Raw genomic sequence first — 15010 nt, forward strand, 5'->3', positions numbered from 1 at the left:
CACCGAAAGCGTGCAGACGGTACCACTGGCGGTGTCGGTGATCGGTGGAAGCGCGCTGGCCGAAACCGGCGTCTATAATGTCAATCGGCTGACCCAGATCCAGCCGACGCTGCAATTCTATTCCACCAATCCGCGCAATTCCGCCGCGAATATCCGCGGCCTCGGGGCTCCGTTCGGGTTGACCAATGACGGGATCGAGCAGGGCGTCGGCATCTACGTCGATCAAGTCTATTACAGCCGCATCGCATCAGCGACGTTCGACTTCACCGATACCGAACGGATCGAGATCCTGCGCGGGCCGCAGGGGACGTTGTACGGCAAGAACACCACCGCCGGTGCGATCAACATCACCACGCGAAAACCCAGCTTCACCCCCGAGGCGCGTGTCGAGTTCAGCACCGGCAATTACGACTTCATCCAGGCCAAGGCGTCGGCGTCCGGCCCGCTGATCGAGGACCGGCTGGCGATCCGGTTGTCCGCGTCGGTCACGTCACGGCGGGGGACGATCTACAACGTCGCCACCGGCGTCCATGCCAACGGGCAGGACAACAAGAGCGTGCGCGGACAATTGCTATGGCAGCCGACCGACAATCTCGACCTGACGCTATACGGTGACTATAATTTCCAGAACCCGGATTGTTGCGTCCAGATCTTCGCGCGCGTCGGGACGACGCAGCGACCGTTGGCGCGCCAATATGATGCGCTGGCAGCGGCGTTCAACTATCAGCCTCCGTCGCGCAACGCCTTCGACCGGCTGACCGATGTCGATACGCCGTTGCAGGCGCGGCAGGAATTGGGCGGCACCTCGCTGGTGGCCAATTGGGATCTCGGTGCGGCGACGCTGACCTCGGTGTCGGCCTATCGTTTCTGGGATTGGCAGCCGTCGAACGACCGCGACTTCATCGGCCTGCCGATCACCACCGTCTCGGCCAATCCGTCACAGCAGAAGCAGTGGAGCCAGGAACTGCGGGTCGCGTCGAACGGGACGCATCGCTTCGACTATGTCGCGGGGCTGTTCTATTTCTATCAGACGATCGACACGCAGGGTTTGCAGGTGCAGGGATCGGCGGCGAGCCGGTTTCTGCTCAACCCCGGCAATCCGCCCTTTTTTGCCAATGGCTGTTCGACGCTGACCGCCAATGCATGTAACCCCGCGGTGCTGAACGGCCTGACCGCGCGGAACACGATCGGCTTCACCAACACCTCCGCCGCCGCGTTCGGCAAGCTGACCTGGCATATCAGTGACGCCTTCTCGATCGCGCCGGGGTTGCGCGTCAATTACGACAAGAAGCGCGGCTCCTATGTGTCGGTCGTCACGACAGGCAGTGGTTCGACGACGCTCAACAACGACCAGCGCGGGGTGCTGGCGCCGCAAAGCTATCAGCCCGATTTCGATAACTGGAACGTGTCGGGCGACATCACCGCCGCCTGGACCGTGTCGCGTGACGTTCATGCCTATGCGACCTATGCGCGCAACTACAAATCGGGCGGGATCAACCTGTCGGGCCTGCCGCTCGACGCAAACAACAATCCTATCCTCTCCGCCGCGACCGTCCGGCCGGAAAAGGTCAATCACTACGAACTGGGGCTGAAGACGCAGTTCCTGGATCGGCGTGCGACGGTGAATATCGCAGCGTTCTGGACCGATATCGAGGACTATCAGGCGACCGTCACCAACGGGCAGCTGGGCGTGTTGCGCGGTTATCTGGCGAATGCCGGCAAGGTGCGCACGCGCGGCGTGGAGGTGGACAGCGCCTTCCGCCCGACCGCGCGACTCAACGTCTATGTCAATGGCGCCTATACCGACGCGAAATACGTCCGCTTCACCGATGCGCCATGCCCACCCGAGCTGTCGGGTGGGACCACGGCCACTGCCGCGAACCCCGCCAGCCCGGCCGGGCAGGCAGGCACCGCGACCGCACCGTCGTACAGCCCTTCGTTCTGCGACGTTTCCGGGCAGCGGCTGCCCGGCATCTCGAAATGGGCGTTTTCCTATGGCGCGGAATATGGCGTGCCGCTGGCGGCTGGCGGGAATGTCTATGTCGGTTATGACGGAAGCTATCGTTCGAGCTTTTCCGCCAATCCGTCCGAATCGATCTACACCAACATCGACGGTTATGCGTTGTCGAACTTCCGGCTGGGCTATCGCTCGGACCAGGGGCTGAACGCCTTCCTCTGGCTGCGCAACGCCTTCGACAAGGATTATTACGAGCTGCTGGCGACCCAGTCGGGCAACACCGGGCTGATCGTCGGCCAACCGGGCGATCCGCGCACCTATGGTGTGACGGTATCGGCGTCGTTCTGAGCATCTGTGCGCTGCGCCGGTGGCCAATAGCAAACGCCCGGGCCGTTTCTCACGACCCGGGCGCCTGCGTGACGATCACTCGTCAGCCCCCTAATCCAGTCCCCCGGCCCGCGCGCTTCGGTGACGAAGCGGGACCTGGCGACATTCCCCGAACCACGGCCGTTGCCTGTGTGCCAGTGGCATTTCTATGGGCCGCGCCATGGGGGGCTGTCGACCGAAATGAACGGGGGATAAACCGAATGTGGCGCCGCTGTGGCGATTCCGCCACATGGCTGGTTGCGTCGCGCCGGGCGGCATCCTAGAGGCTCGCGCATGTTGCTGTCGCGCTATGAAAGCATGATCGCGCGGCGGTATCTGCTGCCGGGCCGGGGCGAGCGGTTCATCGTTCTGGTGGCGGGCTTCTCGCTGGGGGCGGTGATGCTGGGCGTCGCGGCGCTTGTCATCGTGATGAGCGTCATGAACGGCTTCCGCGCCGAACTGTTTGACAAGATCGTCGGGCTGAACGGCCATGCGGTGGTTCAGGGGTTCAACGGTCGGCTGCCCGAGTGGCGGCGCGTGATCGCCGAGGCGAAGGCTACCCCCGGAGTCACCAGCGCGGTGCCGCTGATCGAGCAGCCGCTGTTCGCGACCTATAACGGCCGTGCCGAGTTCATCCTGCTGCGTGGCATGCAGGTGCAGGATATCCGCGACAATCCCGCGATCCGGTCGAAAGTGGTGCTGGGAAACCTGCGTGCGGTGACCGCGGGCAGCAGCAATATCGCGATCGGCGCGCGACTGGCGGAGGCGCTGGGCGCGACGGTGGGCGCGGACATATCGCTGATCAGCCCGCAGGGGCAAACCACACCGTTCGGTACCGTGCCACGGATCGTCAATTATCGCGTCGCGGCGATCTTCGAGGTCGGCATCTACGATTATGACAAAGCCTATGTGATGATGCCGCTGCCCGACGCGCAGACGTTTCTGCTGATGGGCGATTCGGTGGGGCTGGTCGAACTGCAGACGGTGGACGCCGATCGGGTAGGGGAGATTCTGGCGCCGCTGGCCGAGAAGGTGCGCGGCATCGCGGTGATCGCCGACTGGCGGCGCCTGAATGCCGAGCTGTTCGATGCGCTGGCGGTGGAACGGGTCGCCATGTTCGTGGTGCTGTGCATCATCATCCTCGTCGCCGCGTTCAATATCGCCAGTTCGCTCATCATGCTGGTGCGATCGAAGACGCGCGACATCGCGATCCTGCGCACGATGGGCGCCAGCCGCGGTGCGATGCTGCGCATTTTCATGACGGTGGGGACGTCGATCGGCGTGCTCGGCACGATCGCGGGGTTGATCCTGGGCGCGGTCTTCCTGTTCTTCCGTCAGGGCGTGGTGAACTTCGTACAGCTCGTCACCGGACAGAATCTGTGGGATCCGTCGATCCGCTATCTCACCGAATTGCCGTCGAAACCCAATCCGGTGGAGATCACGGTGATCGTCATCGTCACGCTGGTGATGACATTCCTGGCAACGATCTACCCCGCCTATAAGGCGGCGAGCACCGATCCGGTGCAGGTGCTGCGGTATGAGTGACGTGGTACTCGAAACGCGCGGCCTGGCGCGTAGCTTCACGCAGGGCGAGACAGTGATCCACGTGCTGCGTGGTGTCGATCTGACCGTTGCCGCCGGGGAGATCGTCGCGCTGCTGGGGCCGTCGGGCTCGGGCAAATCGACGCTGCTGCAGGCGGTCGGCTTGCTGGAGGGCGGGTTCGAGGGATCGATCCGCATCGCGGGCACCGAGGCGGCACGGCTGGACGCGGCGGGGCGCACCGGCGTCCGGCGCGATCAACTCGGCTTCGTCTATCAGTTCCATCACCTGCTGCCCGATTTCAACGCGATGGAAAATGTCGTCCTGCCGCAAATGATCCACGGGGCGGGGCGCGCCGCGGCGGAAGAGCGCGCGACTGCATTGCTGTCGGCGCTGAAGGTCGGGCATCGGCTGACCCACCGTCCGGCGCAATTGTCCGGCGGTGAGCAGCAGCGGGTGGCGGTCGCACGGGCGCTGGCGAACCGCCCGGCGCTGGTGCTGGCGGACGAGCCGACCGGCAATCTCGACGAAACCACCGCCGATGTGGTGCTGGCCGAATTCCTCCGGCTGGTGCGCGAGGAAGGGTCCGCCGCAGTGGTCGCGACCCATAATGAGCGTCTGGCGTCGCGGATGGATCGTGTCGTGCGGCTGCACGAGGGCCAGTTGCAGTGAATCCGTGGCGTGAGGCGCCGACGCTGATCGGCCGTCACGTCACGCTGCGTCCCCTGCTTATCGAGGATGCGCCCGCGCTGGCGGCGGCGGCGGGGGATGGCGACCTGACCGAATTGTTCTTCGCGAATGTTTCGGGACTGACCGACCCGGCGGCATTTGTCGCGGCGGCGTTGCGGGAGCGCGACTATGGCCGCGCGCTGCCACTGACCGTGGAGACGCCCGATCGCCGGGTGGTCGGGCTGACCCGTCTGATGCGCATGCACGAGGAGCATCGCCGCGTCGAAATCGGGGGCACCTTTTATGCGCGCTCCGTGCAGCGGAGCGGGGTGAATACCGAGGCGAAGCTGTTGCTGCTGACGCATGCCTTTGACGTGCTTGGCTGCAATGTGGTGCAGATCCGCACCGACTGGTTCAACAAGCGCTCCCAGGTCGCGATCGAGCGGCTCGGCGCGAAGCGCGACGGCGTGCTGCGGTCGCATCAGGTGTTCAACGGGCGCGTGCGTGATATCGTCGTCTATTCGATCATCGCCTCGGAATGGCCGGGCATACGAATCAACCTCGAATTCCTGCTGGGGAAAACGCGATGACCGCGATTACCGATTTCACTGTCACCGCCGCCGACGGCTCCCCTGCCGCGCTGGAACGCTATCGCGGCAAAGTGCTGTTGATCGTCAACACCGCGTCCAAATGCGGTTTCACCCCGCAATACAAGGGGCTGGAGGAGCTGCATCGTCGTTATGCGGAGCGTGGATTCGAGGTGCTGGGGTTCCCGTGCAATCAATTTGGCGCGCAGGAGCCGGGCGATGCGGCCGAGATCGCGAATTTCTGTTCGCTGACCTATGACGTGACGTTCCCCGTCTTCGCCAAGATCGACGTCAACGGCGATGCCGCCGACCCCTTGTTCCAGCGGCTGAAGAGCGACGCGCCCGGTGTGCTCGGGTCGAAGGCGATCAAGTGGAACTTCACCAAGTTCCTGGTCGATCGCGACGGGCGGGTCGTCCGCCGCTATGCCCCGACGACCAAACCGGAGGATCTTGCGGCGGACGTCGAAGCGCTGCTGTAGGCGGGGATGGCCATCAAGAAGTGGCGGCGTTAGCCGTGACCGTGCGCCACCATATCCACCGGGCGCGGCGCGTTCAGCCCGGCATGGCAAAGGCGCTCGCGCCGGATCGATGATCCCACGCCGCCGCGATCGCGGTGATCCCGCCGAACAGGAAGCTGATCCCCAGGATGAACCCCGGCAGAGTCAGCGCCGACCACGGCACCGTCGCCAGGATGAAGGCGGCCAGCAGCAGATTGATCACGCCCAGCGCGATCATCAGCCCGCGCCGCCGCCTCATGCGAAGACCCCAATAGATTTCGAGCGCGCCGCGTACCGCAAGCCACACCGTCACCAACAGGGTCAGCGAGATCGCGCCGGTCATCGGTTCCAGCACCATGATGGCGCCCGCGATCACCGAAATGACCCCGAACAGGATCGCATAAAGACGGCTTTCGTGGCCGCCGGCGAAGATGCCCGCAGCGATCGAGAAGACGCCCGAAATGAAGACCACCGCCCCGATCGTCACCGTGGCGGCATAGGTGGCGGCGAACGGCCAGACGAAGGCCGCGATGCCGACCAGCGCCGACACGATGCCATAAGCCATGATCCAGCCCCAGCCAGCCCCTATGGCGGGAACGCCGGACGGGGATGCTTCGGGGCGCGTGGAAGAGCGCATGTCGATCATCATCGTCTCCTGTTCCTGGTGGGACCGCGAACGGACGGGCGATTTGGGAGTTCCGGTGATCGCGCGGCGCTGGCAGAATCGGGCGCGCCGGCCTAGGTTGCCGGGATGGCGCATTCAGGGTTCGTACCGCTTCGTATCTTCTCGTCCTACACCATGCTGGATGGTGCGATCGAACCCAAGGCGATCGCCAAGCGCGCGGCGAAACTGGGATTTCCTGCCGCCGGATTGACCGATCGCAACGGCCTGTATGCCGCAATGGCCTTTTCCGACGCGGCGGTGGGGGCGGGGGTGCAACCCGTCATCGGCACGATGCTGGGGCTCGCGCGACCCGACATGCCCGATGGCGTCGCGCCGGTGCTCGACTGGATCGCGCTCTATGCGCAGGATGCCACCGGCTACGACAATCTGTGTGCGCTGGTTAGCCACGCGCACCTCGATCGTCCGCTGGAACTGGCGCCCCACGTCGCGGTCGATCTGCTGGAGCGACATGCCACGGGCCTGATCGCGCTCACGGCCGGGGGCGAGGGGGGCGTGGCGCGATTGTTCGCGGAGGATCAACCGGATCGCGCGCGCGCCTATGCCGATCGCCTTGCCGCGATCTTTCGCGACCGTTTCTATATCGAATTGTGCCGCCGCGGTGATGCGGTGGAGGAGCGCGCCGAGGGGGCGCTACTCGACCTGGCCTATGAGCGCGGCTGGCCGATCGTCGCGACCAACCCGAGTTGCTTCGAGGAAGCCAGTTTCGGCGACGCGCATGACGCGATGCTGTGCATCGCCAGTTCCTCCTATGTCGAGAGCGAGGATCGGCCGCGTTCCTCGCCCGATGCCTGGATGAAGCCGGCCGGGGATATGAAGGCACTGTTTCACGATCTGCCTGAGGCAATCGCGAACACGCTGGTGGTGGCGCAGCGCTGCGCGGTCGCCGCGCCGAAGCGCAAGCCGATCCTGCCCAGCCTGGCAGGCGATCGCGAAGGCGAGGCGACGATGCTGCGCGACCGTGCCCGCGCCGGGCTCGATGCGCGACTGAAGCGGATCGAGGAACTGGGGCAGGCGGGCACGCCGGGCTGGCAGGACGAATATCGCACCCGGCTGGAATTCGAGCTGGATATCATCATCCAGATGGGATTTCCCGGCTACTTCCTGATCGTCGCGGACTTCATCCAGTGGGCGAAATCGCATGACATTCCGGTCGGCCCGGGGCGTGGCTCGGGCGCGGGCTCGGCGGTGGCATGGGCGTTGACGATCACCGATCTCGATCCCTTGCAGCTCGGGCTGCTGTTCGAGCGCTTCCTGAATCCCGAGCGCGTCTCGATGCCCGACTTCGACATCGACTTCTGCGAAACCCGGCGGGGCGAGGTGATCCGCTACGTGCAGGAGAAATACGGCCGCGATCAGGTGGCGCAGATCATCACCTTCGGTAAGCTCAAGGCGCGCGCGGTGCTGAAGGACACCGGGCGCGTCTTGCAGATGAGCTATGGCCAGATCGACCGGTTGGCCAAGCTGGTGCCGAACCATCCCACTGACCCGTGGGACCTGAAACGGGCGTTGAACGGCGTGCCTGAGTTGGCCAAGGAATATGCCAACGACAATCAGGTTCGCCATCTTTGGGATCTGGCGACCAAGCTGGAAGGATTGCCGCGCCATTCCTCCACCCACGCCGCGGGCGTGGTGATCGGCGATCGGCCGCTGGCGCAACTGGTGCCGCTCTATCGCGACCCGCGTTCCGATATGCCGGTGACGCAGTTCGACATGAAATATGTCGAGGGCGCCGGGCTGGTGAAGTTCGACTTCCTGGGCCTGAAAACCCTGTCGGTACTGAAAAAGGCGGTGCAGCTACTTGCCAAGCGAGGCATCGCGGTCGATCTCGACGCGCTGCAATGGGATGACGAGGGCGTGTACCAGTTGCTCCAGCGCGGCGACACGGTCGGCGTGTTCCAGCTCGAATCGGAGGGCATGCGCCGCACGCTGTCGGCGGTGCGGCCGACCAATTTCGGCGACATCGTCGCGCTCGTCTCGCTGTATCGACCGGGGCCGATGGACAATATCCCCAGCTTCGGGCGCCGCAAGCAGGGCACCGAGGAGCTGACCTATCCGCATCCGCTGCTCGAACCGATCCTGAAGGAGACCTACGGGATCTTCGTCTATCAGGAACAGGTGATGCAGGCGGCGCAGGTGCTGGCGGGCTATTCGCTGGGCGGCGCCGACCTCCTGCGCCGCGCGATGGGCAAGAAGATCAAGGCGGAGATGGACGCGCAGCGCGCCACCTTCGTCGAGGGATGCGCGCAGCATAACGGCATCAAGGCGGATTACGCCAACCAGTTGTTCGACTTGATCGACAAGTTCGCCGGCTATGGTTTCAACAAGAGCCACGCCGCCGCCTACGCGCTGCTCGCTTATCAGACCGCGTGGCTGAAGGCACATCACCCGGCCGAATTCTTCGCGGCATCGATGTGCTACGATATCCACCTGACCGACAAGCTGGCGATCTTCGTCGACGATATGCGGCGCCTCGGTATCCCCGCGCTGCCGCCGTGCATCAATGCCAGCCAGGCCGAATTCGATGTCGAGCTGAACGAGGCGGGCGTCCCGGCAGTACGCTATGCGCTCGCGGCGCTGAAATCCGTCGGCGAGGGCGCGATGGAGAAGCTGGTCGAGGAGCGCGCCGCCAGAGGCGCCTTCCGCAGTCTCGACGATCTCGCGCAGCGGGTCGATCCGCGCCTGCTGAACAAGCGCCAGCTGGAAACGCTGGCGGCGGGGGGAGCGTTCGACGGGATCGACGGCAACCGTGCCGGGGTGCAGGCGGTCGCGGAAACGATCCTTGCAATCGCCGCCAGCACGCATGCCGGACGTACCAGCGGGCAGGGTGGCCTGTTCGGCGATGACGCGGGTGGCGTGGGTGACGTCATCAAACCCCCGGCCAGCGCCCGCTGGACGCTGACCGAGCGGATGGAGCAGGAGAAGGATGCGTTCGGCTTCTATTTTTCCGCCCATCCGGTCGATCGCTTCCGCCATCTGGCGAAGATGCACGGCGCACGCAGCTACACCGCGCTGGGCGAGTTGCCGATTCCGGATGGCGCGCGCGTGATGGCGACGATGGCGGTGCTGGTCGAGGAGGCGCGCTGGCGCACCTCGGCGCGCGGACGCCGTTATATGATGGTGACGCTGTCGGATGCGACCGGCCAGTTCATCGCCAGCTGTTTCGAGGATGGCGCCGCCGAGGCGCTGGAGAACGCCGCGCGCGAGGGGGGCTGCGGGTTGCTGACGGTCGAACTCGATCGCCGGCCGGGCGAGGAAACGCCGCGTATCTCCATCAAGAGCATAAAGTCGTTCGATAATCTCGCGTCGACCACCCGCTTCGCGCTGGAGATCACCGTGGCGGACCGCGACGCGATCGGCGCGCTGGCGGCATTGATCGGCCCGCTGCGGGGCGCGCGCGGCAAGGTGACGTTGAAAGTGCCGCTGGCGGACGCCGACACCGCGGTGGTAATCCTTGGCCGGGATTTTGCGATCGATGCCGAGCTGGCCGAGCAGATCGAGGGACTGCCCGGTGTCACCGCGGTGGAATTCGATATCGAGGAGACGCGGCTCAGATCGGTGGGGTGAGGCACCCCGCCGCCGGGTCTGGCCCGTCAAAACAACTCTCCCTGCAACCCCGCCGGTGCCCGGAACAGATCGCAGCGCAGGTCAAGCTTCCGGCGATCGTCGCTGAACCCATGTTTCGTGCGCGCGATGCGGAAGCGTGCGCGCAGCAGGTCCGCCCATGGCCCGGCGCCCTTCATCCGCATGCCGAAGCGCGGATCATTGTCGCGTCCGCCGCGCAGCGACTGGATCGTCGCCATCACCTTGCCCGCTCGCTCCGGAAAATGAGTGTCGAGCCACGCGCGGAACAGCGGCGCAACCTCCCAGGGCAGCCGCACCGGAATGAAGGAGACACCGAGCGCGCCGGCCGCCGCGGCGCGCGCGACGATCGCCTCGACCTCGTGATCGGTGATCGCCGGGATCACCGGCGCCATGTTGACATAAGTGGGGATGCCCGCGTCTGTCAGCCGGCGGACCGCCGCCAGCCGTCGCTCCGGTGTGGGCGCGCGCGGCTCGATCGTCATCGCGATCCGGGGATCGAGCGACGTGACCGAGATCGCCACCGCCACCAGCCGCTTCGCGGCCATCGGCGCCAGCAGATCGATATCACGCTCGACGCGGTGCGACTTGGTGGTGATCACCAACGGATGGTCGCACGCCGCCAGCACCTCGATCAGTTCGCGGGTGATCCGCCAGTCGCGCTCGATCGGCTGGTAGGGATCGGTGTTGGTCCCCATCGCAATCGGCTGGCAAAGATAGCCCGGTTTCGCCAATTCCTCTCGCAACAGCGCCGCCGCGGTCGGCTTCGCGAACAGCCGCGTCTCGAAGTCGAGCCCCGGCGACAGGTCATGAAACGCATGGCTCGGTCGGGCGAAACAATAGATACAGCCATGCTCGCAGCCGCGATAGGCATTGATCGAGCGATCAAACGGCACGTCGGGAGACTGGTTGCGCGTCAGGATCGTCCGCGGCTGTTCGACCGTCACCTGCGTTCGGGGCGGGGGCGGGACCCCATCGATCGACGCTTGCTCGTCAAGCCAGTCGCCATCGGCGTCACGCACCGGCAACGCGAAGCGGGCGCTGGCCGCGTTCAGCGTGGCTCCACGAACCGGACGACTCGGCTTGTCCATCGCACGATCATAGCGCACGAATGGAACATATCAAGAACGCATGGGCTTATCGCTCCAGCAGCCGCGGCATCAACTCGACGAAATTGCAGGGGCGATGCCGGCTGTCGAGCTGGTCCTTGAGGATGCCATCCCATGCGTCCTTCACCGCGCCGGTCGAGCCGGGCAGTGCGAAGATATAGGTGCCGCGCGCGACACAGGCGCAGGCGCGGCTCTGGACCGTTGACGTGCCGATCGTCTGATAGCTGAGCCAGCGGAACAATTCGCCGAAGCCGGGGATCATCTTGTCGGCGACACGTTCGATGGCTTCCGGCGTCACATCACGCCCGGTCACACCGGTGCCGCCGGTGGTGATGATGCAGTCGACCGCCGGATCGTCGATCCAGCAATGCAGTTGCGCGACGATCGCATCGGCATCGTCGCGCAGGATCAGGCGGTCCGCGAGGTCGTGGCCCGCCTCGCGAAGCCGCGCCACCAGCGTGTCGCCGGAACGATCCTCCGCCAGTCCGCGCGTGTCGGATACGGTGAGGACGGCGATGCGGATGGGCAGAAAGGCGCGGGTTTCGTCGATGGGCATGGCGGGACGTTACCGCGACACGTGCGCCCGATCCAGTTCGCTACCGCCCCCGGCGAGCGATCGGCGTCAATTCGCCTGGACGGTGCCGACCGGCACGGTCGCATTCACCGCCAGCGCGGTATTGGTGCTCTGCGTCGTCATCCGTACCGCCGAGGCACCCGGCAGGCCGGGGAAGCGCGGCCACATCCCCTGCGCCAGCGCGACGCGGCTGGGGCTGTTCGTCTTGTTCCCCTGCGCCTCGTACATCCAGTAATTGCGCAGGACGGTAACGACATAGCCGCGCGTCTCCCAATAGGGGATGCTCTCGATATAGAGGAGCGGGTCGCCGTTATCGCGTACCATCCCGTTCCACTCGCCGACAGGCCGGGGCCCGGCATTATAGGCCGCGATCACCTTGGGCAGCAGCCCGCCGGTCAGCCCCATATCGCGCAGCTTTTCGATATGGCGCTGACCGATGTCGATATTGGTCGAGGGGCGGCTCAGCGCCTCCTGATCCACCGCGATCCCGCGCTCGCGCATATAGTCGGTGGCGGCGGCGGGCATGATCTGCATTAGGCCATAGGCACCGGCAGGACTACGCACCTTGGTACGGAACCCCGATTCCTGCAGCGTGTGGGCGTAGACCAGCGCCTTGTCGATCCGCCAGCCGGTGTCCGGCGTCCAGTTGGGCATCGGATAGCGTGTGTCGGGGGTGGCGCTGACGCCCTGCGGCATATTGTGCGCCAGCCAGACGACCGTGGCGGGCAAATCGAGCGTCTCGGTCAGCCGGATCAGGTTGGCGAACTCGCCCGGATCGCCGATCCGCGCCTGCTGCCGCACGACACGATCGGCGGCGTCATCCTCGCCGATCTCGACCAGCGCCGCCGCGACGCGAATGTTCGGGCGACGCTCCAGCCGTGCCCAGTCGCTGGTGACACGTTGGGGGCGAAGATGGTCGACCGGCAGGCCGAGCGCTTGCCGCGCGAGCAGCCCGTAGAAGGTTTCCTTATACTGGGCCGCATTCTTCAACCGGGCCTCGACGCGATCGGGTCGACCGCACATCATGTCGGCACGGGCCGCCCAATACAGCGCGGTGGCGCGCAGATCGGTATCGCTGGCGCGCGCCGCGACCCCCTCGAAGCCCGGCTGGATGGCGGCGCAATCATGCTGCCGCCACGCCGCCAGCGCGCCCATCCAGCGCGCCTGGACAGCCCAGTCCCCGCTGCCGGCCGCCGCGCGATCCGCCATCTGGCGGGCCTGCGCGTCCAACCCCTGCAGGAAATAAATCCAGGCGATCCGCGCCTGCCATTCGGTCTGGGCCTCGGGCGACAGGCCGGGGGTAGCCTCCAGCAGTGCCTGTGCCTCCGCGCCGAGATCGGCCTTGATCAGCGGCTGCATCCTCGTCACCAGATCGGCGGCGACCAGGTCGCTCGCGGTCGGCTTCGCGCGGGCGCGCACCGGGGCGCCGTCGTTCCAGATCAGCCGTTGCTGCATCGGCAGTTCGGGCACGTCGACCACACCACGCGCCTTCGCCACGCGGGCCAGCGCCTCCGCCTGCGGCAATTCGGGCGCTTCGGCGAGCAGCTTCATCACCGGCTCCGCCTCGACCCGGGGCGAGCCCTTGGCGGTATATAGTTCGGCGCGCGCATAACTGTGCAGCGGACCGGGCGCCATGGAATCGAGTGCGATCTGCGCATCGGTGAAACGCCCCGCACGCAGCGCCGCGAAGACGTTGCGATAGCCGCTGCGCTGTTCCGGGGTCAGTTGCGACGGGATTCCGGTCGCGGCGGCAGGCGGGGCGGGGGGCATCGGCTCGGCATGGGCCGGCGTGATCGCGGGGGCGGCGATCAGCGCCGCCGCCAGCGCTCGTTTCATCAGCGCGTGCTTCATCGTCCCCCGCATTGTCACGCTCCGGTCCCCGTCGCCGTTATCGTCATGTCCCGCGTCAGCATCAGCAAATCTTTCCACGCCTCCGCCTTGGCGGTCGGCCGATCCAGCAGGAAGCGCGGATGGTGGCTCGCCACGACAAGGGTCACTGTGCCGTCCTTATGGTTAAGCGCGTGCGAACGTCCGCGCGCATCGGCCACGTTCATCGACAGTAGCGCACGGCTGGCCGCATCACCGAGCGCGAGCAGCCGTTTCGGCCGGACCAGCGACACATGATGCCGCGCGATCGACCCGAGCCGGGCCTCGACATCGCGCGGGACGCGACCGGTGGTGGGTCGGCGCGTACAGACCGAAGCGATCGACACTTCCGCGCGCGACCGTCCGATCGCGGCGAGCATGCGATCGAACAGCCGCCCGACGTCTCCTTCGAGCAGCCCGTCGCGATCATGGCGTTCGGGGCAATCGACGTAGAACATCAATTCCGCGTCCGCCGGCCCGCTGGCGGCGAATGCCGCACCACCCCAGCGTGCCTCCGGCGCGGCATCGCCGCCCCGCCATGCCATAAAGGCCTCAAGCGTATCGGGGAGCGCGTCGGCGAGCGTCGCCGGGGCCGGAGCGCTCGTCGCCGGCAGGCTCGCCGCGCCTGGCCCGGCCATGGCGGCGAGCGACGACGGTGCCTCCAGCCAGTTGACGATCGCATCGTCCACCACCACGTCGACACCGGCGTCGCGCCACCAGTCGAGCGCGCTCGCCGCCGCTGCGATCCAGTCGATATTCTGGTCAGCCCCCATCCCCGCTATAGGATGCGCGGTTGACGCGAGGGTCAACTTGCTGGCACCGCAGCATGGACAAGACGTTGCACCGACGCGACGAGCGACCGGCGGATCACCGTTTCGGCCGCCCGAGAGGAGATGAGCAAGTGAGCGACCGCGAATCCATGCCCTATGACGTGGTGATCGTCGGCGCCGGCCCCGCCGGCCTGTCGGCGGCGATCCGGTTGAAACAGGCAGCGGCGGAACGCGAGACCGATATCTCGGTCTGCGTGCTGGAAAAGGGCTCGGAGGTCGGCGCGCATATCCTGTCGGGAGCGACGATCGACCCGCAGTCGCTCGACGAGCTGCTGCCGAACTGGCGCGAGGATGGCTGCCCGCTGGCCGAGGTGCCTGTCACCGACAATCTGCATTGGGTGCTGACCCGGACGGGCAAGTTCAATCTGCCCCACATCTGGACCCCGCCGTTCCTGCATAACAAGGGCACGTACACGGGGTCGCTCGGCAATCTGTGCCGGTGGCTCGCCGGCAAGGCGGAGGAGCTTGGGGTCGAGATCTTCCCCGGCTTCGCGGCCGCCGAAATCCTGTTCAACGAGGACGGCAGCGTGAAGGGCGTCGCCACCGGCGACATGGGTGTGGCGCGCGACGGCACGCACAAGGCCGATTACCAGCCGGGCCTTGAGCTTCATGCGAAATACACCTTCTTTTCAGAAGGTTGTCGCGGGCATTTGTCGAAGGAACTGATGCGCATCTTCGATCTGCGCGCTGATTGCGATCCGCAGGTCTACGGCCTTGGCGTCAAGGAACTGTGGGATATCGATCCCGAGCT

At 65.9% G+C, this 15010-nt stretch carries 12 protein-coding genes; 7 read left to right on the top strand and 5 right to left on the bottom strand.

Features of this window, described 5'->3' with window-relative positions:
• The 5 genes from ACFDSW_RS09380 to ACFDSW_RS09400 form a co-directional block, all read left to right on the top strand.
• Nucleotides 1-2305 (top strand): TonB-dependent receptor (locus ACFDSW_RS09380; RefSeq protein ID WP_375250025.1); only part of this gene is annotated, 2305 nt, incomplete at its 5' end.
• Nucleotides 2306-2617: 312 nt separating this feature from the next.
• Complete coding sequence (locus ACFDSW_RS09385; RefSeq protein ID WP_375250026.1) at nt 2618-3868, top strand: lipoprotein-releasing ABC transporter permease subunit; 1251 nt, start codon at nt 2618-2620, stop codon at nt 3866-3868.
• Entirely contained in the window at nt 3861-4535 is a 675-nt protein-coding gene (locus tag ACFDSW_RS09390; protein ID WP_375250027.1) for an ABC transporter ATP-binding protein, read from the top strand. The genes ACFDSW_RS09385 and ACFDSW_RS09390 overlap by 8 nt, the downstream gene beginning before the upstream one ends.
• Entirely contained in the window at nt 4532-5122 is a 591-nt protein-coding gene (locus tag ACFDSW_RS09395; RefSeq protein WP_375250028.1) for a GNAT family N-acetyltransferase, read from the top strand. Before ACFDSW_RS09390 ends, ACFDSW_RS09395 begins: the two co-directional genes overlap by 4 nt.
• Nucleotides 5119-5598: a glutathione peroxidase gene (locus ACFDSW_RS09400; protein WP_375250029.1), complete on the top strand. Its 480-nt coding sequence runs from the start codon at nt 5119-5121 to the stop codon at nt 5596-5598. The genes ACFDSW_RS09395 and ACFDSW_RS09400 overlap by 4 nt, the downstream gene beginning before the upstream one ends.
• 73 nt (nt 5599-5671) lie before the next feature.
• On the opposite strand, the gene ACFDSW_RS09405 is transcribed toward ACFDSW_RS09400, so the two are convergent.
• Nucleotides 5672-6181 (bottom strand): HdeD family acid-resistance protein, encoded by a 510-nt coding sequence (locus ACFDSW_RS09405; RefSeq protein WP_375250030.1) that lies wholly within the window; start codon nt 6179-6181, stop codon nt 5672-5674.
• A gap of 186 nt (nt 6182-6367) precedes the next feature.
• Here ACFDSW_RS09405 and dnaE point away from each other — a divergent pair, with 186 nt between their 5' ends.
• Nucleotides 6368-9865 carry a DNA polymerase III subunit alpha gene (dnaE, locus tag ACFDSW_RS09410; protein ID WP_375250031.1) on the top strand — a complete coding sequence of 1166 codons (3498 nt, stop codon included), beginning with the start codon at nt 6368-6370 and terminating at the stop codon, nt 9863-9865.
• A 26-nt stretch (nt 9866-9891) separates the two neighbouring features.
• Here dnaE and ACFDSW_RS09415 read toward each other — a convergent pair whose 3' ends face one another.
• The 4 genes from ACFDSW_RS09415 to ACFDSW_RS09430 form a co-directional block, all read right to left on the bottom strand.
• Nucleotides 9892-10971, bottom strand: a complete 1080-nt coding sequence (locus tag ACFDSW_RS09415) for a PA0069 family radical SAM protein (RefSeq protein WP_375250036.1) — start codon at nt 10969-10971, stop codon at nt 9892-9894.
• 46 nt (nt 10972-11017) lie between these two features.
• Nucleotides 11018-11545, bottom strand: coding sequence for a molybdenum cofactor biosynthesis protein B (gene moaB, locus ACFDSW_RS09420; protein WP_375250032.1), 528 nt, complete (start codon nt 11543-11545; stop codon nt 11018-11020).
• A gap of 66 nt (nt 11546-11611) precedes the next feature.
• Nucleotides 11612-13414, bottom strand: a complete 1803-nt coding sequence (locus ACFDSW_RS09425) for a transglycosylase SLT domain-containing protein (protein WP_375250033.1) — start codon at nt 13412-13414, stop codon at nt 11612-11614.
• A 14-nt stretch (nt 13415-13428) separates the two neighbouring features.
• Nucleotides 13429-14202 carry a uracil-DNA glycosylase family protein gene (locus ACFDSW_RS09430; protein ID WP_375250034.1) on the bottom strand — a complete coding sequence of 258 codons (774 nt, stop codon included), beginning with the start codon at nt 14200-14202 and terminating at the stop codon, nt 13429-13431.
• A gap of 128 nt (nt 14203-14330) precedes the next feature.
• On the opposite strand from ACFDSW_RS09430, the gene ACFDSW_RS09435 reads away from it, so the two are divergent.
• On the top strand, nt 14331-15010 hold a 680-nt coding region (locus ACFDSW_RS09435; RefSeq protein ID WP_375250035.1), incomplete at its 3' end, for an FAD-dependent oxidoreductase.

The organism is Sphingomonas sp. (assembly GCF_042091075.1).
Taxonomy (GTDB): Bacteria; Pseudomonadota; Alphaproteobacteria; order Sphingomonadales; family Sphingomonadaceae; genus Sphingomonas.